Source organism: Mesorhizobium sp. B4-1-3 (assembly GCF_006439355.1).
GTDB lineage: Bacteria > Pseudomonadota > Alphaproteobacteria > Rhizobiales > Rhizobiaceae > Mesorhizobium.
The window spans coordinates 152,114-176,286 of sequence record NZ_VFTG01000006.1 but is presented as its reverse complement, the minus strand read 5'-3'; the positions used below and the strand labels follow the sequence as shown (position 1 = coordinate 176,286).

The window sequence follows — 24,173 nt, the reverse complement described above, 5'->3', positions numbered from 1 at the left end:
CAACTGACTGGGCCAACAAGGAGCACGAGCAATGAAGCACATCTCAAGGATTTTCGCCGCGGCGGCGGTCTCGCTGACCTTCGCCTTTCCGGCAAGTGCCGAAACGACGCTGACGGTCCACTACCCGATGCCCGGCTTCTTCAAGAATGTGATGGACACGATCTCGAAGAAGTTCATGGAAGAAAACCCCGATATCAAGATCCAGTTCGCCAGCCCGTCTGCGACTTATGAGGAAGGCATCCAGACCATCCTTCGCCAGGCTGGCACCGACGAAATGCCCGACATCACCTTCATCGGCCTCAACCGCCTGCGCATGCTCAACGAGCGCGATGTCGCCGTTGATCTCGGGCCGCTCGTGAAGAAGGACGGCAACATGGCCGAGCAAGGCTTCTCCGACACGATCCTGAAGCTCGCGCAGGTGAACGGCAAGCAGATCGGCCTGGCCTTCGCCACCTCCAACCCGATCATGTACTACAATGCCGACCTGGTGAAGGCCGCAGGCGGCGATCCGGACAATCCGCCCAAGACCTGGGACGAGGTCATCGCGCTTGGCGGCAAGATCAAGGCGCTCGGCAACGGCGTTGACGGCATTGATTTCCGTTGGCAGGGCGACGACTGGATGTTCTCAGCGCTCTTGTTCGGCGCCGGCGGCAAGATGCTGAACGGCGATGAGAGCAAGGTTGCCTTCAACGGTCCGGAAGGCGAGAAGGCCGTCGAGCTCATCGAGCGGATGGTGAAGGAAGGCGGCATGCCGGTCTTCACCAAGCCGGCAGGCGAGCAAGCCTTCGCGGCCGGAAAGGTCGGCTTCGAATTCCAGACCACCGGCGCGCTGGTCAACACGATCAAGAATGTCGGCGACAAGTTCACGCTGCGCACGGCCAAGATCCCGCTGATCGATCCGGTCAACGGCCGTCTTCCGACCGGCGGCAATGCGGTGGTCGTCCTGACCAAGGACGCCGCGAAGCAGGAAGCCGCCTGGAAGTTCGCGAAGTTCGCCGCCGGCCCCTATGGCGCGTCGGTCGTGGTGCCCGGCACCGGCTATGTGCCCAACAACGAGCTCGCCGCGAAGTCTCCCGACTATCTCGGCGATTTCTACAAGAAGAACCCGCTGTTCCAGGCCGGCCTCAGCCAGATGCCGCTGATGGTTCCGTGGTATGCTTTCCCCGGTACCAACGGGGTCAAGGTGACGCAGACCATTGTCGACAACCTCTCGCGCATCGTCGACCAGTCGGCGACGCCGAAGGAAGCGCTTGCCGACGCTGCGAGCGACGTCGAAGGCATGTTGCCGACGCAGTAATACATGCCACCGAAGCCGTCGCGTCCGCCGGCGCGGCGGCTTTCGGAGCATTCACACCGGCCGGTAAACCTTTTGCGCCGTGTTCCAGAAGATGTCCGCCTCGGCCTTGGTGCCATGCTTCGCAACTGCACTGCGATGCGCCTTGATCAGCTCGGCATGGCTGGTCCAAAGTTTTTCGATCGGAAAGTTCGAGCCGAACATCAGCCGGTCGCTGCCAAGGATGTCGACCGCGTTGTCGACGATGTAGGCGATGAGATCCGGGTCGTTGCGGTGGACGAAGGTGCCGAGTCCCGACAGCTTGGCGTAGACATTGGGCGCCGCCGAAAGCGTGCGGAGACCCGCCTTCCACGCTTCGGTGGTTTCAGGCTCCATGCCGGTCAGCATGCCGGCATGGGTGAGGATGAAGTTGGTCTCAGGGTTTTCGCCGACGAGCGTCAGGCCGTCCTTCATCTGCGCCGGGAAAAGCTGCAGGTCGAAGGAGAGGCCATAGTCCTTAAGCCGCGCCACGTTCTTCCGCACTTTCGGATCGATCACCTGGTCGGCCGAGGCTGCGAAGCGGAAGGCGGGCGTCTCGTGCCAGTGAAGCTGCATGCGCACGCCGCGCAGCAGCTTGTATTTCATCAGCCGGTCGATCTGCGGGCGGACATCGTCGACCGTCATGTCGGCATAGCCGACGACGGCATGCGGCCAGCCGGTCTCGTCGGCTGTCTTCTGCAGGAAGGCGACTTCCTTCTCGAAATCCTCCTTGGCCCAGTTGGTTTGGACATAGACCGCCTTCTCGACGCCAGAGCCCTTCTGGTCTTCGAGGAATTCCGTGATCGGATAGTCGCGGCGGATCGGCTCGTAGGGGCCGAAGATGCGCGGCACCATCGGTCCGACCAGCCAGGGCTGATCCTTCTGGCGCCAGATGTGGAAATGCGCGTCGATGGCTTTCTGCATCACGATACCCTTTTCCAGATGGTCTCGGCCGCCGGGGCCAGGCGGGCGAGCGACAGGATGAAATCGGTCAGGCTTCCGGTCGACGAGCCGTCGACCAGGTCGTCGAGCGCCGGCAGGATGGCGCGAAGCGCCGACGTTGCGGGCCGAAAGCGCGGATCGCCGGCGAGCGGGCTCGCCAGCGACAGCCGGAAGGCACGGGCGCTGAACCGGCGCACCGCGGTTTCGAGGTCGGAATGATCGCCGCGTTCCAGTCCGTCGGACAGGATGACGATGCAGGCGCCGCGCGCGAAGGCAGAGAAACGCGGCACCGACAGGAAGGCAAGCAAGGTCGGCCCCATGCGCGTGCCGCCGTCCCAATCGTCCACAAGCGCGGCGGCGCGGACGAGCGCATGCTCGCGGTCGCGGACGCGCAGCGCCGAGGTGATGCGGGTGAGGCGTGTGCCGAAGGTGAAGACTTCGGCGCGATCGGCACCTTGCACCGCCGCATGCGCCAGCTTGAGATAGTCGGCGGTGTGCAGCTTCATCGAGCCGGAGACATCGACAAGCAGGAGCAGCTTTCGCGGCACTGGCTGCCGCCGGCGCAGCAGCGGCGAGGGGATGTCGCCGTCGGCGCTGACGATTTCGCTGAGTGAGCGGCGGAGGTCGAGGGTGCCGCGCGAGCGGGTGCGCGCAGTGCGGAAGGAACGGCGCGCCGGTAGGGCGGACGCGAGCTTGCGGCGGAACTGGCCAAGGCCATCGGCGTCGCGTTGGAAATCACGGCTGCTCAGCTGCTCGAGCGCCGAGGAGAGCTCGCCGCCTTTCTCCTGGCGGATGGTTTGCTTCTCTTCCTCGCGCGTGCCGCGATCGTCCTTGACGCGGGTTTCGTCGTGCTCTTCGCCTTCGATTGACGGCCTGGTATCGCCGTAGAAATAGCCGCGGAAATGCGCCTCGAATTCGCCGCGGCGATCGGGCGAGGGCGCTAGCGTGGCGAGTGCGGCCTCGCGGATGTCGTTCATCGAGCGCGGGCCAAGCAGGGTGACGGCCTGCATGAAGCTGGTGATTTGTTCGGGCGCGATGGCGAAGGCGTGGCGGCGCAGCAGGCGGGCGAAGCCGAGGAAGGGCTGCGCGGAACGGGGCAAGCTCTCCTCTCCCCGTTCACGGGGAGAGGATGCCGGCAGGCAGGTGAGGGGCGGCGCTACCTTCTGCCCAGTGTGGCGCTGCCCCTCATCCGCCCCTTCGGGGCACCTTCTCCCCGTAAACGGGGAGAAGGGACTGTTTGGGTCGCCCATTACGCCAGCGCCTCCCCGACGATCCTTCCGAGCTCCGGTGCGATCGCCGACAAATCCTCCTCGTCCTTGATCAGCACGCCGATGGCCCGCCGGAAGGCCTCCGGCCATGGGCTGCCGCCTTTTTCGAGGATGGTGGCGGCGTTCGCCCATTCGACCGCCTCGGCGATGCCCGGTGGCTTGGCGAGAGGCCGCGCGCGGATTTCCTGCACGGCGTTCGCCACCGCACGCGCGGTCGCCTCGGCGACATCGCCCGAGCGCAGCATGATGATCTCGGCCTCGCGCCGGGCTTCGGGATAGCCGATCCAATGGTAGACGCAGCGCCGGCGCAGCGCCTCGGCCAGCTCGCGGGTGCGGTTGGAGGTGAGGATGACGATCGGCTGCGTGGCGGCGCGGATTGTGCCGCGTTCCGGGATGCTTATCTGGAAGTCGGAAAGAAATTCGAGCAGCAGCGCCTCGAACTCGTGATCCGAGCGGTCGATCTCGTCGACCAGCAGCACACGCCGCTCAGGCGCCCGCAGCACCTGCAGCAGCGGCCGCGCGATCAGGAAGCGGTCGTCATAGATGTCGATCTCGTGCTCGCCAGCATGGCGGATGGCGAGCAATTGCCGCTGGTAGTTCCACTCGTAAAGCGCATGCCCGGCATCGATGCCTTCATAGCACTGCAGCCGCACCAGTTCGCGGCCGAGCAATTCGGCGACCGCTTTGGCGGCTTCGGTCTTACCGACGCCGGGCGCGCCTTCGAGCAGCAGCGGTTTGCCGAGCCGGATCGCCAGAAAGATCGCGGTGGCGAGGCTGTCGTCGGCCAGATAGCGCGAGGCGGCAAGGCGCTCGGCTATCGTCTCCGGCGAAGCCGCGACCGCAACGGCGTCGGGGTTTGCCATCTTCCCCTCAGCCCGCGGCCTGCGCCTTCAGCGCGCGCAGGATGCGCTCGGGCGTGATCGGCAGCGTGTCGATGCGCACGCCGACGGCGTCGAAGACAGCATTGGCGACGGCCGGGATCTGCGGGTTGGCGCACATCTCGCCCGGTCCCTTGGCGCCGAACGGTCCGTCGGCGGACGGACGCTCGAGCACGATGATCTCGGTCTCGGCCAGATCGCCTGGACCCGGCATCAGATATTGGTTGAAATCGGTGCCGCCATGGTCGCGGTTCGGATAGTAGGGCTCGGTCGTCTCGTAGAGCGCGTGGCTGATGCCCATCCAGGAGCCGCCGACCAGCTGCTGCTCGACCATCTTCGGGTTCAGCGCGCGGCCGATCTCGAAGACGTTCTTCACCGTAAGCACGGTCACTTCGCCGGTCTCGTCGTCGACCTCGACCTCGGCCACGGTGCAGGCATGGGCGTAGCAGGTCGACGGCTTCATTGCGCCGGTCTCCTTCTCCGGATAGGAGCGCGGGATCAGGAACATGCCGCGGCCGGAGATCGAGCGGCCGCGCTTGAAATGCGCCGACAGCGCGACGTCGAAGATCGAGATCGATTTCTGCGGGGCGCCTTTCACCTGGATGTTGCCTTGGCCGTCGGTCTCGAGGTCGGAGGCGTTCACCTCCAGCTCCTCGGCCGCCACTTCCAGCATGACCTGGCGGGCTTCTTTGGCGGCCTGGATGACGGCGTTGCCGGCGCGATGCGTGCCGCGCGAGGCGAAGGTGCCCATGCAGTGCGGGCCGGTGTCGGTGTCGGCGGTGTCGATGATGACGCGGTCGGTCGGCACGCCGATCATCTCGGCGCAGATCTGCGCCATGATCTGCTTCATGCCTTGGCCAAGATCGACGCTGGAGAGCGTGACCATGAAGTTGCCGGTCGGCGTCGAGTGCACCAGCGCCTGGGTGGGGTCGCCGCCGAGGTTCATGCCGGTCGGATAGTTGATCGCGGCAACGCCGCGTCCACGCCGGATCGCCATCTCAGGCTCCCTTCCTGTAGGAGGACATAGCCATATATTTTTCCGCCACCGGCCAGTTGGCGGCGCGCGAGGCTTCCTGCATGCATTCGATCAGCGCGGCACCCTCAGTCGGCTGGCGATGCGCCTTCATGTCGCCGTCGCGATAGGCGTTGATGAAGCGGAATTCGAGCGGGTCCATGCCGATCAGGCGCGCCAGCTTGTCCATCTGCACCTCGAGCGCGAAGTCGCCGATGGTGACGCCGAAGCCGCGCATGGCCGACGAAGGGGTGCGGTTGGTGTAGACGCAATAAGTATCGATCCAGACATTCGGGACGGTGTAAGGGCCGGGATAATGCCCAGCACCTTTCTGCGCGCCATAAGGCGAGTGGCGCGAATAGGCGCCGGCATCGGTGTAGCCGGTCACCTTGCGCGCGACGATGCGGCCATCCTTCATCACGCCGTCCTTGATGACGACCTTTTCGGCCGCCCGCGGCGAAGAGATCTGCATCTCCTCCTCGCGGCTGTAGATGAAGGAAACCGGACGGCCGGTCAGCTTGGCGCCAAGGATGGCGATCGGCTCGACGATGACGTCGACCTTGCCGCCGAAGCCGCCGCCGACCGTGCCGCCGACGAAATGCAATTTGTTGCCTGGCATCTGGAGGATGATCGAGGTGTTGTCGAGGGTGAAGAACATAGCCTGCGTGTTGGTGTAGCAGGTGAAGCGGTCATTGCCCTCGGGCGCCACGACACAGCCTGTGGTCTCGGTCGGCGCGTGCTCTATTGGCGAGGACTGGTAGGACTGTTCGAGGATGTGATCGGCCTTGGCAAAGCCGGCCTCGACATCGCCGAAGCGCACCTTCCGGCATTCGCCGCTGTCGTAGAGATAATAGTTCTGGCCGTGGTACTCGTTGACCAAAGGTGCGCCGGGCTTCAGCGCTTCTTCCATGTCGAAGACGGCCGGCAGCACCTCGTAGTCCACCTTGACCTTGGCGGCGGCTTCCTGCGCGGCACGCTCGGTCTCGGCCAGCACCGCCACGACTGCCTCGCCCTTCCAGCGCACCTTGCCGTCAGCGAGCACGGTTTCGTCCTCGGGCCCGATCTGGATCAGGATCAGGATGGTGTAGACATTGTGCGGCACGTCCTTGGCGGTCAGCACGCGCACGACGCCTGGATGCTTTTCCGCTTCGGACGTGTCGATCGAGCGGATGCGGGCATGGTGGTGCGGGCTGCGCACCATCTTCAGATGCAGCATGCCCGGGAAGTTGCGGTCGGCGAAATAGGCGGTCTTGCCGGTGACGTGTCCGGGCGAATCGAGGCGCGGCCGTGGCTGGCCGATCTCGTGCAGGCCATCCTTGCGGACATCGGCGAAATAGTCCCTGCGCAGTTCCATGGCTCGTTTCCCTCAGGCGGCGTTCTGCGAATTGGCACGCGCGGCCGTCAGCACCGCCTGGACGATCGGCTCGTAGCCGGTGCAGCGGCAGATGTTGCCGGACAGCGCCTCGACCACGTCCTCGCGGCTGGGGTTCGGCGTTCGGTCGAGAAGCACTTTTGCCGCCATGATCATGCCCGGTGTGCAGAAGCCGCATTGCGTGGCGAAGGCATCGAGGAAGGCGCGCTGCAGCGGATGCAGCACGCCACCTTCGGCGAGACCGGCGGTCGTCTTGATGTCGGCGCCGCTGCAGGTCTCGGCCAGCGTCAGGCAGGAGAGCCGCAATTCGCCGTCGATGATGACCGAGCAGGCGCCGCAGGTACCCTGGTGACAGCCGCCCTTGGGCGACGTGTCACCGATCTTGTCCCTGAGCGCGTGGAGCAGCGTCGTGCCGCTCTCGATGAATTCGGCCTTTTCGGAGCCGTTGAGCGTGAATTGAACCGGGACCTTCGCCATTCTTCCTCCCTTGCGCGCCTGCCCGGATCGGTCGGACAGACGCGCGTTCCAACGGATTAATTCGACAACAGCCGGCCGAGATGGACCGGCAGGACCTCGGCGCGATACCAGGCGCTGGCGATCGGGTCGGTGATCGGCGCAATGCCTTGGCTCGCCGCGGCAAGCGCTGGCGCGATTTCCTGAGGCGTGAGCTTGCAGCCTAGCAGCGCCTTCTCCGCGCTCCTGGCGCGTATCGGCCGGTCGGCCATGCAGCCAAGCGCGATCCGCGCTGCGGTCACGGTGCCGTCCGCCGCGCGCTGCAGAAGTGCTGCGATGCTCAGCACCGACACCCCCTTCGGCTTGACACGCGACACTTTCAGGAAGCGGAAGCTCTCCGCCCTGGGCAATGAGAAGCCGACAGCGGTGACGACGGCGCGGCTGGTGTCGCGGCCGGCCAGAAAAGTCTCGATCGGCATCTCGCTGTCTCCGGTGACGACGGTCGCGTCCAGCGCCAGCAGCGCCACGGCGAAATCGCCGTAAGGGGCAGGGGCGAACAGATTGCCGCCGACGGTCGCCATGTTGCGGATCGCCGGCCCGCCGACGGCACGCGCGGCCGGTGCAAGCGTGGCGAGCTCGGGCTGGCGGGCGATCGCGGCCATGGTGACCGAAGCGCCGAGCCGGACCTTGCCGCCGGAAACCGCGATCCGCGACAGGCCGGGATCGGTGACGCGGACAAGGCTGGAGACGGAAATGTCGCCTTCATTGGCCGCGCGGACGACAAGCGTGCCGCCGCCAATGTAGCGTGCGCCCGCTGCCAGCAGGGCGGCGTTGGCGTCCTTCACGCTCGAAAAAGTCTGCAGCGCAAGCGTCATGGCGCGCTCCCGTCAGCTCTGCCCGGCGAAATGGGCCTTCAGGGCGTTGAAGCCGCCCTGGAAGACGTTGGCGCCCATGCCCTCGGCCAGCTTGTCGGCTTCCTCAGGCGCGGCGTCGAAGCTCGCCGTCCATTCCGCATAGGTGCGGTTGCCGTCGGTGACGCGGCGCAATTGCAGCGTCGCCTTGTGATTGGTGAGCGGCTGAGGCGTATCGAGGATCGAATAGCTGACCAGGAAATTCTCGTCGGAGAAGTCGAGCAGTTTTTCACGCAGCGTCGCGCCGCTGACCAGTTTGAAATTACGCACGCAGCCGATCGTGGTGGCGTCCTTGCCGTCCTCGATATGGCTTTCCACCATGCGCGGGTGCCAGCTCGGCAGGCCGTTGAAGTCGCGGATGCGCGCCCAGACCTGCTCGACCGGCGCGTCGATGACGCTGGAAATGGTGACTTTCGCCATGACTGGTTCCCTTGCAAAGATCGGGAACAGGCTAGGGCGGCCGACGGGCCGGCGCTTATCAATGCGTCTTGAGTGCCTATCAACCAGTCGGAAAAACAGGCGCATTGATGTTCAGGTGATGCCGGCCTGCAAATGACGGCTTCCTGCGCTGCCGGTGCTCACGTAGCTAGAGCTTTTCACCGTTTCACGGAAACGGCGAAACGCTCTATATCTTTGTTTTTACGCAATTCCGGACGGAAAACCGCTCACACTTTTCCTGGAATTGCTCTTAAAGTACGCTCTGCTCCAGTTCTCGGAACTATCCAGTTTGGTCGCTTCGCGCCCGTCTTCGATTCCGGCTCGGCCTGACCTGAATCTCAACGCGCCTTAGGCTGTCGCTCTCGCGGCTTCGCGGTAGAGCGTCGGCGGCACGCCGACATGGTCGCGGAAGAAGCGCGAGAAATTGCCTTGGGTGGTGAAGCCGAGATTGCAGGCGACCGAGATCAACGGTTCCTGCGACCACTGTAGTTGCCGCACGGCTTCCTCCATGCGTAGCGTGTTCCAGTAGACGTTCGGCGTCAGGTTGGTCTGTTCCTTGAACAGCGCGAAGAAATGCGGCCGGGAGAGCCCGACCGAACGAGCCACATCGTCGAAGGAGATGCGCTCGCAGACATTGGCCTTCATCAGCTGGATCGCCTTGCGGACGCGGAAGTCGAGCATCGTGTTGATGCGGGCGCGGGCTATCTGCGGCGCCGAAGCATCCGCCGCATCGAGCACGCTGTCGATGAAACGCTCGATCTCGTAACTGGCGACGTCGTCGATGCTCTCATTGTCGGTGAGGTGATCGAGCAGGTTCGCCGCCGCCTGGTGCAGCCAGGGCTCCAGTGTGATCGCGGCTTGCGTGAAAAGCGGCGCCGACGAAGGGAGGTCGCGTCGCTGGCGCGCCCAATCCGGGTCGATGTAGAAGGCCAGGAAAAGGCCAGGCTTGCCGTCGCGGGAGAGCGCATGGCTGTGTGGCTGGAACGAATTGATGCCGGCCGCGGTGCCGGGCCCAAGCCGCACCGTTTCGCGGCCGATGGTCATTTCGCCTGCCGTGCCTTCCAACCAGATGATGAGATGCGCCTCGCCATGGGCATGGGTGACGAAGTCGTTAGCGACATTCAGCACGGAAACATGTCCGAACCGGCCCCAATAGAGCCTGATCGCGTCCGTCATGGGTATCGTTCCTCCCGCAGGCGACTGGCCTCCCTTCGCCTGCCATAGAATAGTGCGGCCGGGGTGCGGTCGCGTCAAGGCAGGCAGGAATGATGGCAGTCTCGCGTCGCCCGTCCGGACCGATTTTCAGACTGGGCGATAGGAGCTAGTCGCTGCGCCGGAAGTTGCGGATGCGGTCGAACAGCACCGCCAGGATGATCGCGCCGCCGATGAAGGTGCCTTGCCAGAAGGCGTTGATGCCAAGCAGGCCCAAGCTGTTGCGGATCACCTCGATGAGAGCGGCGCCGACGATGGCGCCGAGCGCGGTGCCGACGCCGCCGGCGAGATTGGCGCCGCCGATGACAGTGGCGGCGATGACCTGCAGCTCCATGCCGGTGCCGAGATTGGTGGTGACCGCACCCAGCCAGCCGGTCTGGATGATGCCGGCGAGCCCGGCCGATAGCGCTGAGATCATGTAGACTGCGACCTTGATCTGCTTGACGGGAACGCCTGTCAGCGTCGCCGCGTGCTCATTGCCGCCGATAGCGAAAATGTGCCGGCCGAACTTGGTCCAGCGCAGGATGAAGCCGGTGATCAGCGCCAGGACGATCATGTAGAGAACCGGATTGGCGATGCCGAAGACCCAGGCGCCGCCGCCCAGCGCCAGAAGTTTCTGGTGGTCCGGCCCGAATTGGAAGACCACGGTGTTGTTCGAAGCGACCATGGCAAGGCTGCGGGCCACCGAGAGCATGCCGAGCGTCACCACGAAGGGGGGGAAGCCGAGATAGGCGATGAGCACGCCATTGAAGGCGCCGATGGCGAGGGCGGTGACGATCGTGGCCAGGATGCCGATCTCGATCGAATAGCCGGCATGCATGGTGACGGCGAGCACCATGGAGCACAGGCACAGCACCGAGCCGACCGACAGGTCGATGCCGCCGGTGATGATGACGAACGTCATGCCGAGCGCGACGATGGCGACGAAGGTGACGTTGCGCGTGATGTTGAAGAGGTTCTTCGACGTCGCGAAGGAATCGGTGGCGAAGGACAGGAACAGGCAGGCGAGGATGACCGCGATCACCACCCAGAAAGTCTGGTTGGCAAAGAGCCGCGACAGGAAGGTATGCTGCTTCTGTGCGATCGTCTGGTCAAGGGTGACTGCCATTATCGACCTTTCCTGAGGTGGAATCGTGCGTCACGCCACCCGTTCAAATCCGTGAGTCATGCCACCTGTTCGATGGCGCCGGTGATCAGCCCGGTGACTTCCTCGGGTGAGCTCGAAGCGATCTTCTTGTCGGCGACCTTGCGGCCGCGCCGCATGACGATGACGCGGTCGGCGACGTCAAACACGTCGGGCATGCGGTGGCTGATCAGCACAACGGCGATGCCCTGGTCGCGCAGATGGCGGATGAGGTTGAGTACCTCGGCCACCTGCCTGACCGAGATCGCCGCCGTCGGCTCATCCATCAGCACGATCTTGGCCTGCGACAGCATGGTGCGGGCAATCGCCACCGCCTGACGCTGGCCGCCCGACATCTGCTTGACCAGGTCGCGCGGCCGCGTCTCGGATTTCAGCTCGGCGAAGAGCTGGCCGGCGCGCTTGTACATCGCCGCATAGTCGAGGATGCGGAACGGGCCGATGCCGCGGCGCAGCTCGCGGCCGAGATAGACGTTTGCCGCGGCCGTCAGGTTGTTGCACAACGCAAGGTCCTGGTGGACGATCTCGATGCCGTTCTGGCGGGCGTCCGCGGGCTTGTGCATGACAAGCTCCTTGCCCTCCAGATGGATGGTGCCGTGGCTCGGCCGGAAATTGCCGGCGATCATCTTCACCAGCGTCGACTTGCCGGCGCCGTTGTCGCCCATCAGGCCGACGACCTCGCCGGCCTCCAGCGAGAACGAGACGTCGTTGACCGCCTGGATGGCGCCGAAATGCTTCGAGATGTTGGCGAGTTCGAGAACCGACACCAGCCTTAAGCCTCCCCATTTGTTGACGCAGCCTTCCGCCGAGCTCGCCGGCGCCACTTACGTCCCGCCCGTCCATCTCCTCACGATCGGCGCGGCAGATGCATTTAGGCAAAAGCCGGCAAAGCCGTCAATCAATTGTCTGACGATTAATTTCGAGACTCGACAAAAAATCTGTTTTGTAGGACAAATAGGAATTGACCGTTAGCGAAAAGCCGATATTAGCTAGCCTTGGAGGAATAATTTGCCCATCGAGCGCGCATATGGCGGATCGGGGCAAATGGTTTGACGATCAAGGATTCGGGCGCGCCAGTGTTGGGGCAAACGGATCGGCAAATGCTTATCAGCCTGGCCCGGGACACGAGCATTGGGAAGATGCTCTCCATCGTTCCTGCGCATCCGGTCTGATCGGTGTGGCGGGCACGCGGTGTCCGTTTGTTCAAGGGAGGACTGATATGAGGAAAACACTTTTGCTTGCCGCCGTCGCCGCCATGGCATTGGGCGCCGGGCCGGCTTTGGCCAAGAAACAGCTCGTCATCGTCGTGAAAGGTCTCGACAATCCATTCTTCGAAGCCATCCATCAGGGCTGCGAAAAGTGGAACAAGGAGAACGCCAGCTCGGAATATGAATGCTTCTACACCGGCCCGGCATCGACCTCGGACGAGGCCGGCGAAGCGCAGATCGTGCAAGACATGCTGAGCAAGCCCGACACGGCCGCGATGGCGATCTCGCCGTCGAACGCGCCGCTGATCGCGCAGACGATCAAGAGCGCCAATCCGTCGATCCCGATCATGACGGTCGACGCTGACCTTGCCAAGGAAGACGCGGCGCTGCGCAAGACCTATCTCGGCACCGACAACTACTTGATGGGCAAGAAGATCGGCGAGTACATCAAGAAGGCCAAGCCGAATGGCGGCACGATCTGCACCATCGAAGGCAATCCTGCGGCCGACAACATCCTGCGCCGCGCGCAAGGCATGCGCGATGCGTTGTCGGGCAAGGAAGGCCTCGCCGCACTTGCCGGCGAAGGCGGCTGGACCGAGGCCCCCGGCTGCCCGGTGTTCACCAATGACGACGGCGCCAAGGGCGTGCAGGCGATGACCGACATCCTAGCCGCCAATCCGAAGCTCGACGCCTTCGGCATCATGGGTGGCTGGCCGCTGTTCGGCGCGCCGCAGCCTTATCGCGACCTGTTCAAGCCGATGGCCGACAAGATCGCCAAGAACGAGTTCGTCATCGGCGCCGCCGACACGATCGGCGACGAGGTAGCGATCGCCAAGGAAGGCCTGGTGACCGCGCTGGTCGGCCAGAGGCCTTTCGAGATGGGCTACAAGGCACCGGCAGTGATGCTCGACCTCATCGGCGGCAAGAAGGTCGACGATCCGGTCTTCACCGGCCTCGACGAATGCACCAAAGAAACGGCCGACACCTGCATCCAGAGATAGGTATCGGCTGCATCCGGAGCCATCAAAAAAGGGGGCGCCGCGAGGCGCCCCGATTTCTTCTGACCTCAGCTCTTGATCGAACGGGATTAGGGGCTCTCAAATCTTCTGCTTTACGCCGTCCTTCGAAGGCATCAGGTCGACGCCATTGAGCTTGCCGATATGGGTGGCAAGCATCGGCACATACTGTTCCGCAGGACCGGTGGCGAAGGCCGTGGCGAAGGAATTCTTGGTGGCGTTGCCGAGCGGGTTGGCAATGCCGGCCGCGCCCGCCATCGATTCCAGATAGGTCAGGTCCTTGAAGGCATTGGCGATGGTGAACTTGTGCGCGTCGCGGTCGCCCTCCAAGGTCCAGCGCATGAAGGTCTGGTAGAAGCCGCAATCCATGCGGCCGTTGCGGATGACGCTGTCGAAGCGCGCCGGCGAGATGCCAACCTTCTGCGCCAGCGCCAGAGCCTCGGAATAGATCGCGGCGTAGCCGAGTGAGACGAAGTTGTTGAGCAGCTTCATGCGATGGCCGTCGCCGGTGTCGCCGATATGGACGATGCGGCCGGCCCAGGTCTCGATCACCGGCTTCAACCTGGCGAACACCGCGTCCGGCGCGCCGACCATGGCATCGAGCGTGCCTTCCCAGGCCTCCTTCGGCGTGCGGCTGAGCGGGGCATCGACATAGTCGACGCCGAGCGCTTTGAGTTCGGCGGCGAGCGCCACGGTCGAGACCGGATCGGAGGTCGAGCAGTCGACAACCACCGAACCTTGCTTCAAGCCTTCCTTCAGCCCGCCGGGACCGCGGATGATCGCTTCCACCTCGCGCGAGCCGGTGACGCAGATGAAGACGATGTCGGATGCCGCTGCCACCTCCCTGGACGTTGCAACCTCCTTGGCGCCGCGGCCAGCCAGGTCTTCCGCGGGCTTGCGGTTCTTGCGGCCGAGGAAGGTGAGCGGATAGCTCTTGTCGACGATGTTCTTGGCGATGCCGTGCCCCATCAGGCCCAGCCCGATGAAGCCGATGTTCTCGCGGGCAGCGGTGGTGGTCATGTCGTCTCTTCCCTGTCTTTCATGGTGATGAGCGCCCGCGCGGGGGCGATTGTCGAGAAGGTTTCCGCGGATCGCGGTTGGCAAGCGATTGCGGAATACAATATTGTCTGACAATACACATAATTCCCGAGCCTTGTGGAGAGCAAAATGACGAAGCGGATCATGTTCACCGGCGGCAGCGGCAAGGCAGGCCGGCATGTCGTTCAGTATCTGGTCGAACATGGCTGCCAGGTGCTCAACATCGACACCAAGCCGCTCGACAATCCGAAGGTGCGCACGCTGATCACCGATATCACCGACAGCGGGCAGGTGTTCAACGCGCTGTCGAGCTATATGGGCCTGCACGAGTTCGACCCGTCGCTGAGGGCCCAGCCGGTCGACGCCGTGGTGCATTTCGCGGCGATCCCGCGCATCATGATCACGCCGGACAACGAGGTATTCCGCATCAACGCGATGGGCACCTACAATGTCATCGAGGCGGCGGTGAAGCTCGGCATACGCAAGGTTATCATCGCTTCCAGCGAGACGACGTATGGTCTGGTCTTCGCCAACGAGCCGCGCAACCCCACCCATTTCCCGCTCGACGAGGACTATGACGTCGACCCGATGGACTCTTACGCGCTGTCCAAGATCGTCAACGAGAAGACGGCGCGGGCCTTCGCGCTGCGCAGCGGCGCCGACATCTATGCGCTGCGCATCGGCAACGTCATCGAGCCGCACGAATATTCGCTGTTCCCGAAATGGTTCGCCGATCCGGGCTTCCGCAAGCGCATTGCCTGGAGCTACATCGACGCGCGCGATCTCGGCCAGATCACCTTGCGCGCCATCGAGAAGGACGGCCTAGGCTACCAGGTCTTCAACGCGGCCAATGACGATACCTCGTCGGACCTGCCGACGGCGGAGCTGTTGAAGCGCTTCTATCCGGACGTGCCGGTCAAGGCCGAACTCGGGGAATATGAGACGCTGCTTTCGAACCGCAAGGCGCGCGAGGTGCTTGGCTTCCGGCCCGAGCACGGTTGGCGCAAATACGTCAAAACGACCTGAGGCGACAACAAATGCCCGTTGAACTGTGCACATCTCGGCAGGTTTTGGCAAAGCGGGCTTGCCATGCTTGACAGCCCCTGAAAACGGGATTTTGTGGACCTATGCGGGACGCGAAGCCGAACAACGAAAAAAGGCCGACGAAGACGGCGGCCGCGGAGCGTCGGGCCGGCGTCCGCCGGGCCGATGCGCCACGCATCCCGGGCGCCAGCGTGCATACCTCTCTGGCCAGCGAGATCGGGCTTCGGATCGTGCGCGGTGACTATCCACCGGGCACCATCCTGCCCAATGAGGCGAAATGGTCGGAGACGTTCGACGTCAGCCGCTCCGCGGTGCGCGAGGCGATCAAGATGCTGATGGCCAAGAGCCTTCTGGCGTCGCGGCCGAAGATCGGCAGTTGGGTCGAGCCGAAGGAACGCTGGAACCTGCTCGACCGCGACGTGCTGTCCTGGTACGCGACGTCGCCGGATCGCGAGGTCTTCCTGAGGACGGTGCAGGAGTTCCGCCACATCATCGAGCCGGAGGCGACGGCCTTCGCGGCGATGCGGCGCACCGACGAGCAGATGGCCGAGATCAGTCAAGCCTGCCGCGAGATGGGCGAGGCCACCAATCTGCAGGAGCGAACCCGCGCCGACACGCGCTTCCATCTCGCCATCCTGAGAGCGTCGGGCAACGACCTCTTGGTCCCGCTCGGCGTGCTGATCGAATCTGCCTTCGACCATCTCTTTACATACACCACGCGCGAGCTCGACGACCTGCAGCATGCCCAGAAGCTGCACGAGGCGATCGAGAGGAATATCCGCCTGAAAAGGCCGGATGCGGCGCGCAACGCGGTCCGCAAACTGCTGGCCAATACCGACGACGTGATCCAGTCGCGTTAGAGCCTGCCAGGCAGAACTTAATCCTGCTTCTCGCGGCCGAAGGCGACGCGCAGCTCGTCCTTGGCCTTTTCCAGCACCCTCTTGCGCTCTTCGGGCAGGTTCCTGCCGGCGCGGTTGATGTAGAAATTCAACATCGACATAGCGGATTGGAACGGCTCGGCCTTGCGGCGGTCGCTGTGCTCGGCCGAGCGCTTGAGCGAGGCGGCGATCTTCTTGGCGTCGTCGGATTCGAACACGTGCTCCTCCAGATCCAGCGCATCGCTGTGCTCGGTCACGTCGGCCGACCATTTCTTTTTGGCGGTCATGGCGAACTCCTTCCTCAAGGCAAAACTCCAGGAGTTGAGACGGGTTCCAGGCTCTGGAGTCACCGAATTGTGCGTCCTGGCGCTGCTCGGCTCGGCAAATGCACCGATAGTGGAGGCCGAACCGCCGACTTCGAGAACAGCGGACAGGAACGCCTTGACGACGATCTCCAGCAATGCAGCGCTCCCAGGCATAGACAGCAGCTATGCCTGGACGAGGTTGGCCATTTCCGTATTGTTGGCGACCATAGGGGGCGTCGGCATGTGGGCGGTGGTCGTGGTTCTGCCGGCGGTCCAGGCCGAGTTCGGCGTCGATCGCGCCGCGGCCTCGATGCCTTACACCGCGACCATGGTCGGCTTCGCGGCCGGCAATGTGCTGGTCGGGCGCGCCATCGATCGTGTCGGTTACTGGATCCCGGCGCTTGTTTCCTCGACGGCGCTCGCTGCCGGCTTCCTGCTGGCGTCGCTCTCCGGTTCGATCCTGCAATTCACGCTCGCTCAAGGCTTGCTGATCGGGTTGGGGACGTCCGCGATTTTCGGACCGTTGATCGCCGACATCTCCCATTGGTTCAATCGTCGGCGCGGCGTTGCGGTGGCTGCGGCCGCGTCCGGCAGCTATCTCGCCGGAACGGTCTGGCCGGCGATCATACCGCCGATGATGAGGGCGGAGGGCTGGCGCTTCACCTATCTGGCGATCGGCATCGCGTGCCTGGTGACGATGGTGCCGCTGGTTCTGATGCTGCGCCGTCGTGCTCCGGTGGTTGTGGCAGGCTCGCCGGGCACGCGCCCGGTCCAGCCGATTGCATTGTCGCCGGCGGCACTTCAGATGCTGCTGGTGGTAGCCGGTCTGGGCTGCTGCGTGGCGATGTCGATGCCGCAGGTGCATATCGTCGCCTATTGCATGGACCTTGGCTATGGCGTCGCGCATGGCGCGGACATGCTTTCGATCATGATGGCCGCCGGCGTCGTCAGCCGCCTCGCTTCCGGCTTCGTCGCAGATCGGATCGGCGGGGTGAAGACCTTGCTGATCGGTTCGGTGCTGCAATGCCTGTCGCTGTTCTTTTACATTCCTTTCGACGGGCTCGCCTCGCTCTACGTCGTCTCGCTGGTGTTTGGCCTGTCGCAAGGCGGCATCGTGCCTTGCTATGCGATCATCGTGCGGGAATACATGCCGGCCAAAGAAGCCGGCCAACGCGTGGGTATCGTCATCATGGCGACTATTTTCGGCATGGCTATCGGTGGCTGGATGTCGGGTTGGATCTATGACCTCACTGGTTCCTATTCGGCCGCCTTCCTGAACGGGATTGCCTGGAACCTGCTCAACATCCTGGTGATGGTTCTGGTGTTCTGGAAGGCAAGGCGCAGCGGCGTCGTCACGGCCTGACTGGCTCGTGCCGGCGCTTTCCAGGAAGACGCTTCAGCTTGACAACAAATCGCGGCTGCGCGACGCCAAGGCTAAAGCGCGTCGCGATCTTTCAGATTCGCTCTTTGCGCTTTAGGCTCTTGATTCTACGCATGTCTTTGTCCCGAAACCGGTCCCCTTTCGGGAGACATGCTTTGATGAACGCGGTACAGGCCTGCGAGATGGCGACACCAGGGTCAATGGCATTGCAGGCGCGCAGCGGGTGGGATTTGCCGCAGGAGGCTCGCCCTTGAGCAAGCCGCGCTCCCGTCGCGGCGGCGGCCGTCCGACCATCGCCGATGTGGCGCGCAAGGCCGGTGTCGGCGCGATCACGGTGTCGCGCGCGCTGCGTGAGCCGGGACGGGTGTCGGAGGACCTTCGCCGGCAGATCCAGGCGGCCGTCGCCGAACTCGGCTACGTGCCCGACCCGAACGCCCGTGCGCTTGCCTCGGCGCGCGCCGAGGTGTTCGGTGTGCTGGTTCCATCGCTCACCAACAACGTCTTCGCCGAGGTGGTGCGCGGCATCTACGACAGCCTCTCCGACAGTCCATTCCGCATCCAGATCGGCAATACCCATTATTCGGGCCTCGAGGAAGAGCGGCTGTTGCAGGTCTTCGGATCGCAACGCCCGGCGGCGCTGATCGTTGCCGGCATCGACCAGACGCCAAGCGCGCGGCGGTTGCTGGAAAATGCCGGCTGCCCGGTGGTGCAAGTGATGGAGACCGGGCCGGACCCGGTCGACATGATGGTCGGCTTCTCGCATTTCGATGGCGGCAGGACGGCCGCCGAGCATCTCCTTGAAGCCGGGTACCGCAAGATCGGCTTCATCGGTGCGCGAATGGATCCGCGCTCGCAGCGGCGCCTTGCCGGCTACCGCGCCGCCATGGAAGCCGCCGGCCTGTTCGATCAGCGCCTGATCACCACGACGCCGGTTCCGTCAAGCGTGAGCCTCGGACGCGAGCTGTTCCGCGACGCGCTGGCCAAGATGCCGACGCTGGACGGCGTGTTCTGCAACAATGACGATATCGCGCTCGGCGTTCTGTTCGAATGCCATCGCGCTTCCATCGACGTGCCCAAGCAGATCGGCATTGCCGGCTTCAACGATCTGGACATGATGCAGGTGTCGTTTCCTTCGATTACCAGCGTGCGTACGCATCGCTATGAAATCGGCACGCGCGCCGTCGCCATGGCGCTGGCGGCGATCGCCGGGAACCGGCCGGAACAGCGGATCGTCGACCTCGGTTTCGAGCTCATGCGACGCGAGAGCACCGCGCGTTAGAGCTGCAGCGGAAACGACGAGCGAACCGCTCTGCACCATTCCTGGAAGGGTTTTTCTGAACACGAAAAAATGACGAAAAGCGGCGCTTTACAGCTCTCCATGGTAGCGCTACCATTTGTCTGTAAAATCAACATCCGGGGCTTCAGAAGCCTGTTTTTTATACATAAGCTACAGCTGATGCTTGTTTCTTATGTATAACATGATAGTTTTCTGAATGTCCCTGGAAGGCGAGGGAAGAGGGAGAAGGCGGGCGATCCATATCGCCCGGCAAGCATCTCGGTTCGGCAGGAGGGTGCCGGCGTGCCATGATTTCATAGTTCTGCAGATAGGCAATTGGGAGGAATACCGATGATCAAGTCACTCGTTGGCGGCGTCGTTGCCGCCACTGCATTCGTCATGCTCCATTCGGCCGCCATGGCCGCCGGACCGGAAATCGTCTCCGGACCCGCCGCGCAGCCGGACTGCTTCGCGCCATGGTCGGCCGACACCAAGTTCTTCAAGTTCCCCAAGAAGGAAGGCCCATACCGCATCGCCTTCTCGAACGGCTATATCGCCAACACTTGGCGCATCCAGATGGTCCAGACGGCGAAGGCCTATGCGGCGCAGCCGGACGTGAAGGCCAAGATCAAGGAATTCAAGGTCGTCTCGACCGGCGAGGACGTGCCGGCGCAGATCTCGGCGATCAACAACTTCATCGATTCCGGCTATGACGCGATCGTCACCGACGCGCAGAACCCGACCGCCTTCGGCCCAGTCATCAAGCGCGCCAAGGAAGCCGGCATCGTGCTGGTCGCCTTCGACAACATCCTCGATACGAAGGACGCCATCAACGTCAATGTCGACCAGAAGGGTCTCGGCGAGTTATGGGCCAAGTGGCTGGTCGAGAAAGTGCCGAACGGTGGCAAAATCCTGGAGGTGCGCGGCGTCGCCGGCACCTCGGTGGACACCGACCGACACAATGGTATCCATGAGGTGCTGGATGCTTCCGGCAAGAAGTGGAACGTCACCGAGGTCGCCGGCAAGTGGGATGACGGCGTGGCGCAAAAGGTGACGGCCGATGCGATCGCGACCAACGGCCCGTTCGACGGCATCACCGGCCAAGGCGGCGACACCGGCATCGTGCAGGCGATGATCGACGCCAAGCATCCCTTCGTGCCATTCGGCGGCGAGACCGAGAACGGCTTCCGCAAATTCTGCGCGGCGCATTCGGCCGATGGGCTGAAGTGCACTTCGGCCGGCTCCGGCCCGGCGCAGGTCGCAGTGGCCATCAAGACCGCGATCGCGGCGCTGGAAGGCGAAGTGGTGCCGCAAGAGGTGAAGCTGCCCTTGGCCGTCGCCTCGGATCCCATGAAGGAAGGGACGGATTACTTCCCGAAGGAGTCCGACAATTTCTTCGTCGGCAATTCCTTCCCGACCTGCGGCATCAATTTCAGCGCGCAGGAAATCATGGGTCAGACCAAAGAAAACCAGTAGTCTTTGGGTCGCTGGCTGGCGCCGCGGGTGAACCGTGGCGCCCTTCCCATGAACATTTCGGAGGGCCGATGGACGGTGTGGTTCCGCTCTTCCGCATGGAAGGCATATCCAAGCGCTATGGCGGCGTCAGGGCCTTGGAAAAGGCTGACCTGACCGTCACCGCCGGCAGCATCCACGCCATTCTCGGCGAGAACGGCGCCGGCAAGTCGACGCTGATCAAGATTATGGCGGGCGTCGTGGCGCCCGACGAAGGCCGCATTACGCTGGACGGGAGCGAAGTGAGCTTCGCTTCGCCGGCCGCGGCCAATCAGGCCGGAATCGTCTGCATCTTCCAGGAGCTGTCGCTCATCCCTGAACTCAGCGTCGCTGACAATATCGCCATTTCCGATCCGCCGAAACGCTTCGGCATGATCGACCGCAAGGCGCAGCGGCGGATCGCTGAAGAAGCGCTGGCGCGCGCCGGCGCTTCCGACATCCATCCGCGCGCTCTGGTCAAGGACCTTCCGCTATCGCGCCGGCAGATGGTGGAGATCGCCAAGGCGCTGGCCCGCAAGCCGCGCATCCTGATCCTCGACGAAGCGACTTCCGCGCTGACGGCGGCGGATGTCGCCAGGGTCTTCGAGGTGTTGAAGCGGCTGCGCTCGGAAGGATTGGCGCTGCTCTACATCTCGCATCGCATGAACGAGATCGCCGAGCTCGCCGACCATTGCACGGTGTTCCGCAACGGCCGCAATGTGGCCAGCTACCCGGCTGGCTCGAAGAGCGACAATGAGGTGGTCGAGCTGATGATCGGCCGCAAATACAGCCACATCTTCCCGCCGAAACCCGCTGGCGCTCAGGCCACCACGCCGGTGCTCGAAGCGCGCAATCTCTCCTGGGCCGACCGGCTGGACAACATCTCGCTCAGCGTCAGGGCCGGCGAAGTCGTCGGCCTGGGCGGTCTCGACGGACAGGGTCAGCGCGAATTGCTGCTTGCCTTTTTCGGCGTGCTGCGCGGCCTGCGCGGCGAGGTGCTGATCGACGGCAAGCCGGCGTCCATCTCCAGCCCGAAGGCGGCCAGCGACGACGGCATCGGCATGGCGCTGATCCCCGAGGATCGCAAGACCGAGGGGCTGATGCTGCCCATGACGGTGCGCGAAAACCTCTCCTTCGCGGCCCTTGACCGGCTGGCCAAGGGCGGCATCATCGATCGCGCCGCCGAGCAGCGCCTGATCGACGACATGGTCGCGCTGCTCGCCATCAAAACAGCGGGGCTCGACATTCCCGTCGGTGCGCTCTCGGGCGGCAACCAGCAGAAGGTCGTCATCGCCAAATGGCTGATGCGGCAACCGCGCATCATCCTGCTCAACGATCCGACGCGCGGCATCGATGTCGGCACCAAGCAGGAAATCTACCAATTGATGCGCAAGCTGGCGGATGCCGGCGCCGCCATCCTGTTTTATTCGACCGACTATGACGAGCTGATCGGCTGCTGCGACCGCGTGCTCGTGCTCTATGACGGCAGCGTCAAGCGCGAGCTCGTCGGCGCCGATATCACCGAGCACGCGCTGATCGCCAGCGCGCTCAACATCCATGGCGAAGGCGTCGACATGAAGCAGGGAGCGGGCGCGTGAAGGATTGGCGCTACTTACTGGCCGAGCAACGCGGAACGCTGCTGGCGCTCGGCATCTTCATCGTCATGTTCATCATCTACACCACGAACCATCCCGCGGGGTTCACCGCCAATGTGGTGCAGACAGCAGCCAACAAGGGCGTGCTTCTTGCCTTCGTCGCCATGGCGCAGACGCTGGTGGTGATCACCGCCGGCATCGACCTGTCGGTCGGCATGATCCTGCTCCTCACCAACTGCCTGGCGTCATGGCTGGTGGTCGGCACGCCGCTCCAGACCGCGCTCGGCGTGATCGCGGTCCTTGCGGCGGGGCTGGTCTGCGGGGCGATCAACGGCGCCATCGTCATCTATGGGCGCCTACAGCCGATCGTCGCCACGATTGCAACGGGTGCCGTCTATTACGGCATCGGGCTCTTGCTGCGGCCGTTTCCGGGCGGATCGGTCAATGAAGACCTGGCAGACGCGCTGACGGGAAAGCTGTTCGACGTGATCCCGACCTCGCTGGTCGCGTTGCTCGTCGTCGTGCTGGTCGTCTGGGTGCCGTTCAGCCGCTCCGAGTTCGGCCGTGCGGCCTACGCCGCCGGCTCGTCGGAAACGGCGGCCTATATGTCCGGCGTGCCGATCCGGCGCGGCAAGTTCCTTGCTTATGCGCTGGCGGGGCTGTTGGCGTCGGTCGGCGGGCTGTTCCTCACCTTCTTCACCTATACGGGCGAGGCAGCCTATGCGAGCGGCAATTCCTACACGCTGTTCTCGATCGCGGCGGTTGTGCTCGGCGGTGTCTCGCTTTTCGGCGGCAAGGGCAGCGCCATTGGCGCCATCTTCGGCGCGCTCGCCTTCCGCACCATCGGCGACCTGTTGTTCGTCTTCGACTTCGATCCGCTCTGGCAGCCGCTGTTCCAGGGCGTTATCCTGCTGATCGCGGTCAGCCTCGGCGCCTTCGCGCTGTTTCGGGTGCGCAACCGGTTGGAGTGGTTCCTGTGAGCGAAACGACGCTTGGCGGCCTTGCCGGACGCATGCCGAAATTCATCCGCCGCGCCGATCCGGCGGTGCTCACGGCCTTCGCCTGCATCGTCATCCTGCTGCTGCTCGGCAGCCTCTATTCGCGCAGCTTCCTGTCGCCGGAATATCTGCTGCAGCAGTTGAAGGTCGCGTCCTTCCTCGGCGTCATCGCCACCGGCATGATGCTGGTCATCCTGCTCGGCCAGATCGACCTCTCCGTGCCGTGGTCCGTCGCGGCGGGCGCCATGATGGCTTGCGCGGCGGCCGCCTACGGGCCGGCCGGCGTCGCTTTGGCCATCCCCTTCGGCGTCCTGTGCGGCGTAGCGGTCGGCATCGTCAACGGCATCGGTGTCGCCTATCTGCGCATCCCCTCCATGATCATAACTTTGGCCACCAACGCAGTCGCTCAAGGGCTGATGGTGGTCTATACGGGCGGCTTCTCGCCACAGGATTCGGCGACCGCCGCGATGCGATACCTGGCGACCGGCTTCACCATTCCTGGCGTTCCCAACGCTGTCATCATCTGGGCGCTGATCGGCGCCGCGATGGTCTTCGTTTTGACCCGCACCAGCTTCGGCCGCGCCGTCTACGGCATCGGCAACCGCGAGCGCGCCGCCTATCTCTCCGGCATCGACACGCGTCGCATCGTGATGATCGCCTTCGCCGTCTCCGGCGGGCTGTCTGCCTTTGGCGGTGTGCTTCTGGCGGGCTATGCGTCGAAGGCGGCGCAGTCGATGGGTGATGCCTATCTGCTGCCGTCGATCGCTGCCGTCGTGCTCGGCGGCACGTCGATCCTCGGCGGGCGCGGCTCCTATCTCGGCACCGTCGCCGGCGTGATCCTGATCACGCTCCTGCAGTCCATCCTCTCGGTCATGCAGATGCCGGAAGCGGGGCGGCAGATCATCTACGGCGTCGTCATCGTCGCCATGCTTCTGCTCTACGGGCGCGCGCCGGCAAGCCGCTGACGTGGATGAGGCGAGCGCGAGACCGCAGATCCCGGAGTT

Annotated in this window: 23 protein-coding genes; 10 read left to right on the top strand and 13 right to left on the bottom strand. The window is 63.9% G+C overall.

What is annotated here, in order from left to right; translation table 11 throughout:
• Positions 1-31: 31 nt before the first annotated feature.
• Positions 32-1,297 carry an ABC transporter substrate-binding protein gene (locus FJW06_RS10970; protein ID WP_140751440.1) on the top strand — a complete coding sequence of 422 codons (1,266 nt, stop codon included), beginning with the start codon at positions 32-34 and terminating at the stop codon, positions 1,295-1,297.
• A gap of 51 nt (positions 1,298-1,348) precedes the next feature.
• Here the strand turns inward: FJW06_RS10970 and FJW06_RS10965 are convergent, their stop codons facing one another.
• The 11 genes from FJW06_RS10965 to FJW06_RS10915 all read right to left on the bottom strand — a co-directional run bounded on the left by FJW06_RS10965 (position 1,349) and on the right by FJW06_RS10915 (position 11,706).
• Entirely contained in the window at positions 1,349-2,236 is an 888-nt protein-coding gene (locus FJW06_RS10965; protein WP_181178226.1) for an amidohydrolase, read from the bottom strand.
• Positions 2,236-3,354: a VWA domain-containing protein gene (locus FJW06_RS10960; RefSeq protein WP_246674575.1), complete on the bottom strand. Its 1,119-nt coding sequence runs from the start codon at positions 3,352-3,354 to the stop codon at positions 2,236-2,238. Before FJW06_RS10960 ends, FJW06_RS10965 begins: the two co-directional genes overlap by 1 nt.
• Positions 3,355-3,503: 149 nt before the next feature.
• Positions 3,504-4,385: a MoxR family ATPase gene (locus FJW06_RS10955; protein WP_140751434.1), complete on the bottom strand. Its 882-nt coding sequence runs from the start codon at positions 4,383-4,385 to the stop codon at positions 3,504-3,506.
• Between the two features lie 7 nt (positions 4,386-4,392).
• Positions 4,393-5,397, bottom strand: a complete 1,005-nt coding sequence (locus tag FJW06_RS30795; protein WP_140751432.1) for a molybdopterin cofactor-binding domain-containing protein — start codon at positions 5,395-5,397, stop codon at positions 4,393-4,395.
• Position 5,398: 1 nt separating this feature from the next.
• Complete coding sequence (locus FJW06_RS30790) at positions 5,399-6,766, bottom strand: xanthine dehydrogenase family protein molybdopterin-binding subunit (RefSeq protein ID WP_140751430.1); 1,368 nt, start codon at positions 6,764-6,766, stop codon at positions 5,399-5,401.
• 12 nt (positions 6,767-6,778) lie between these two features.
• Positions 6,779-7,261 (bottom strand): (2Fe-2S)-binding protein, encoded by a 483-nt coding sequence (locus tag FJW06_RS10940; protein ID WP_140751428.1) that lies wholly within the window; start codon positions 7,259-7,261, stop codon positions 6,779-6,781.
• Between the two features lie 56 nt (positions 7,262-7,317).
• Positions 7,318-8,112 carry an FAD binding domain-containing protein gene (locus tag FJW06_RS10935; protein ID WP_140751426.1) on the bottom strand — a complete coding sequence of 265 codons (795 nt, stop codon included), beginning with the start codon at positions 8,110-8,112 and terminating at the stop codon, positions 7,318-7,320.
• 12 nt (positions 8,113-8,124) lie between these two features.
• A complete protein-coding gene (locus FJW06_RS10930; RefSeq protein WP_140751424.1) occupies positions 8,125-8,568 on the bottom strand; it encodes an SRPBCC family protein in 444 nt (147 codons plus the stop codon).
• A gap of 366 nt (positions 8,569-8,934) precedes the next feature.
• The gene (locus tag FJW06_RS10925) at positions 8,935-9,762 is read right to left on the bottom strand and encodes an AraC family transcriptional regulator (protein WP_140751422.1); all 828 of its coding nucleotides are present in this window, start codon (positions 9,760-9,762) and stop codon (positions 8,935-8,937) included.
• A gap of 145 nt (positions 9,763-9,907) precedes the next feature.
• On the bottom strand, positions 9,908-10,906 hold the full coding sequence (locus FJW06_RS10920) for an ABC transporter permease (protein ID WP_140751420.1): 999 nt from the start codon (positions 10,904-10,906) through the stop codon (positions 9,908-9,910).
• 56 nt (positions 10,907-10,962) lie between these two features.
• Positions 10,963-11,706: an ATP-binding cassette domain-containing protein gene (locus tag FJW06_RS10915; protein ID WP_140751418.1), complete on the bottom strand. Its 744-nt coding sequence runs from the start codon at positions 11,704-11,706 to the stop codon at positions 10,963-10,965.
• Between the two features lie 452 nt (positions 11,707-12,158).
• Between FJW06_RS10915 and FJW06_RS10910 the strand changes: the two genes are divergently transcribed.
• Complete coding sequence (locus FJW06_RS10910; protein ID WP_140751416.1) at positions 12,159-13,148, top strand: sugar-binding protein; 990 nt, start codon at positions 12,159-12,161, stop codon at positions 13,146-13,148.
• A 96-nt stretch (positions 13,149-13,244) separates the two neighbouring features.
• Here FJW06_RS10910 and FJW06_RS10905 read toward each other — a convergent pair whose 3' ends face one another.
• The gene (locus FJW06_RS10905; protein ID WP_140751414.1) at positions 13,245-14,183 is read right to left on the bottom strand and encodes an NAD(P)-dependent oxidoreductase; all 939 of its coding nucleotides are present in this window, start codon (positions 14,181-14,183) and stop codon (positions 13,245-13,247) included.
• Positions 14,184-14,330: 147 nt separating this feature from the next.
• Between FJW06_RS10905 and FJW06_RS10900 the strand changes: the two genes are divergently transcribed.
• Together FJW06_RS10900 and FJW06_RS10895 are read left to right on the top strand one after the other, a co-directional pair.
• The gene (locus FJW06_RS10900; protein ID WP_140751412.1) at positions 14,331-15,227 is read left to right on the top strand and encodes an NAD(P)-dependent oxidoreductase; all 897 of its coding nucleotides are present in this window, start codon (positions 14,331-14,333) and stop codon (positions 15,225-15,227) included.
• A gap of 101 nt (positions 15,228-15,328) precedes the next feature.
• Positions 15,329-16,105, top strand: coding sequence for a FadR/GntR family transcriptional regulator (locus tag FJW06_RS10895; protein ID WP_140751410.1), 777 nt, complete (start codon positions 15,329-15,331; stop codon positions 16,103-16,105).
• 17 nt (positions 16,106-16,122) lie between these two features.
• On the opposite strand, the gene FJW06_RS10890 is transcribed toward FJW06_RS10895, so the two are convergent.
• Complete coding sequence (locus FJW06_RS10890; protein WP_073985318.1) at positions 16,123-16,410, bottom strand: DUF3175 domain-containing protein; 288 nt, start codon at positions 16,408-16,410, stop codon at positions 16,123-16,125.
• 154 nt (positions 16,411-16,564) lie between these two features.
• On the opposite strand from FJW06_RS10890, the gene FJW06_RS10885 reads away from it, so the two are divergent.
• From FJW06_RS10885 to FJW06_RS10860, 6 genes are all read left to right on the top strand, one after another.
• A complete protein-coding gene (locus FJW06_RS10885) occupies positions 16,565-17,791 on the top strand; it encodes an MFS transporter (RefSeq protein ID WP_140751408.1) in 1,227 nt (408 codons plus the stop codon).
• Between the two features lie 268 nt (positions 17,792-18,059).
• On the top strand, positions 18,060-19,088 hold the full coding sequence (locus tag FJW06_RS10880; RefSeq protein WP_140751406.1) for a LacI family DNA-binding transcriptional regulator: 1,029 nt from the start codon (positions 18,060-18,062) through the stop codon (positions 19,086-19,088).
• Between the two features lie 348 nt (positions 19,089-19,436).
• Positions 19,437-20,561, top strand: a complete 1,125-nt coding sequence (locus tag FJW06_RS10875; protein ID WP_140751404.1) for a sugar ABC transporter substrate-binding protein — start codon at positions 19,437-19,439, stop codon at positions 20,559-20,561.
• A 68-nt stretch (positions 20,562-20,629) separates the two neighbouring features.
• Positions 20,630-22,174 (top strand): sugar ABC transporter ATP-binding protein, encoded by a 1,545-nt coding sequence (locus tag FJW06_RS10870; RefSeq protein ID WP_140751402.1) that lies wholly within the window; start codon positions 20,630-20,632, stop codon positions 22,172-22,174.
• Positions 22,171-23,151, top strand: coding sequence for an ABC transporter permease (locus tag FJW06_RS10865; protein ID WP_140751400.1), 981 nt, complete (start codon positions 22,171-22,173; stop codon positions 23,149-23,151). The genes FJW06_RS10870 and FJW06_RS10865 overlap by 4 nt, the downstream gene beginning before the upstream one ends.
• On the top strand, positions 23,148-24,134 hold the full coding sequence (locus tag FJW06_RS10860) for an ABC transporter permease (RefSeq protein ID WP_140751398.1): 987 nt from the start codon (positions 23,148-23,150) through the stop codon (positions 24,132-24,134). The genes FJW06_RS10865 and FJW06_RS10860 overlap by 4 nt, the downstream gene beginning before the upstream one ends.
• Positions 24,135-24,173: the final 39 nt, after the last annotated feature.

What these genes read in the sequence shown, in the direction of transcription:
- FJW06_RS10970 (WP_140751440.1), top strand. Translation starts at nt 32, where the DNA reads ATGAAGCACATCTCAAGGATTTTCGCCGCGGCGGCGGTCTCGCTGACC.
- FJW06_RS10965 (WP_181178226.1), bottom strand. Translation starts at nt 2,236, where the DNA reads ATGCAGAAAGCCATCGACGCGCATTTCCACATCTGGCGCCAGAAGGAT.
- FJW06_RS10955 (WP_140751434.1), bottom strand. Translation starts at nt 4,385, where the DNA reads ATGGCAAACCCCGACGCCGTTGCGGTCGCGGCTTCGCCGGAGACGATA.
- FJW06_RS30795 (WP_140751432.1), bottom strand. Translation starts at nt 5,397, where the DNA reads ATGGCGATCCGGCGTGGACGCGGCGTTGCCGCGATCAACTATCCGACC.
- FJW06_RS30790 (WP_140751430.1), bottom strand. Translation starts at nt 6,766, where the DNA reads ATGGAACTGCGCAGGGACTATTTCGCCGATGTCCGCAAGGATGGCCTG.
- FJW06_RS10940 (WP_140751428.1), bottom strand. Translation starts at nt 7,261, where the DNA reads ATGGCGAAGGTCCCGGTTCAATTCACGCTCAACGGCTCCGAAAAGGCC.
- FJW06_RS10935 (WP_140751426.1), bottom strand. Translation starts at nt 8,112, where the DNA reads ATGACGCTTGCGCTGCAGACTTTTTCGAGCGTGAAGGACGCCAACGCC.
- FJW06_RS10930 (WP_140751424.1), bottom strand. Translation starts at nt 8,568, where the DNA reads ATGGCGAAAGTCACCATTTCCAGCGTCATCGACGCGCCGGTCGAGCAG.
- FJW06_RS10925 (WP_140751422.1), bottom strand. Translation starts at nt 9,762, where the DNA reads ATGACGGACGCGATCAGGCTCTATTGGGGCCGGTTCGGACATGTTTCC.
- FJW06_RS10920 (WP_140751420.1), bottom strand. Translation starts at nt 10,906, where the DNA reads ATGGCAGTCACCCTTGACCAGACGATCGCACAGAAGCAGCATACCTTC.
- FJW06_RS10910 (WP_140751416.1), top strand. Translation starts at nt 12,159, where the DNA reads ATGAGGAAAACACTTTTGCTTGCCGCCGTCGCCGCCATGGCATTGGGC.
- FJW06_RS10905 (WP_140751414.1), bottom strand. Translation starts at nt 14,183, where the DNA reads ATGACCACCACCGCTGCCCGCGAGAACATCGGCTTCATCGGGCTGGGC.
- FJW06_RS10900 (WP_140751412.1), top strand. Translation starts at nt 14,331, where the DNA reads ATGACGAAGCGGATCATGTTCACCGGCGGCAGCGGCAAGGCAGGCCGG.
- FJW06_RS10895 (WP_140751410.1), top strand. Translation starts at nt 15,329, where the DNA reads ATGCGGGACGCGAAGCCGAACAACGAAAAAAGGCCGACGAAGACGGCG.
- FJW06_RS10890 (WP_073985318.1), bottom strand. Translation starts at nt 16,410, where the DNA reads ATGACCGCCAAAAAGAAATGGTCGGCCGACGTGACCGAGCACAGCGAT.
- FJW06_RS10875 (WP_140751404.1), top strand. Translation starts at nt 19,437, where the DNA reads ATGATCAAGTCACTCGTTGGCGGCGTCGTTGCCGCCACTGCATTCGTC.
- FJW06_RS10870 (WP_140751402.1), top strand. Translation starts at nt 20,630, where the DNA reads ATGGACGGTGTGGTTCCGCTCTTCCGCATGGAAGGCATATCCAAGCGC.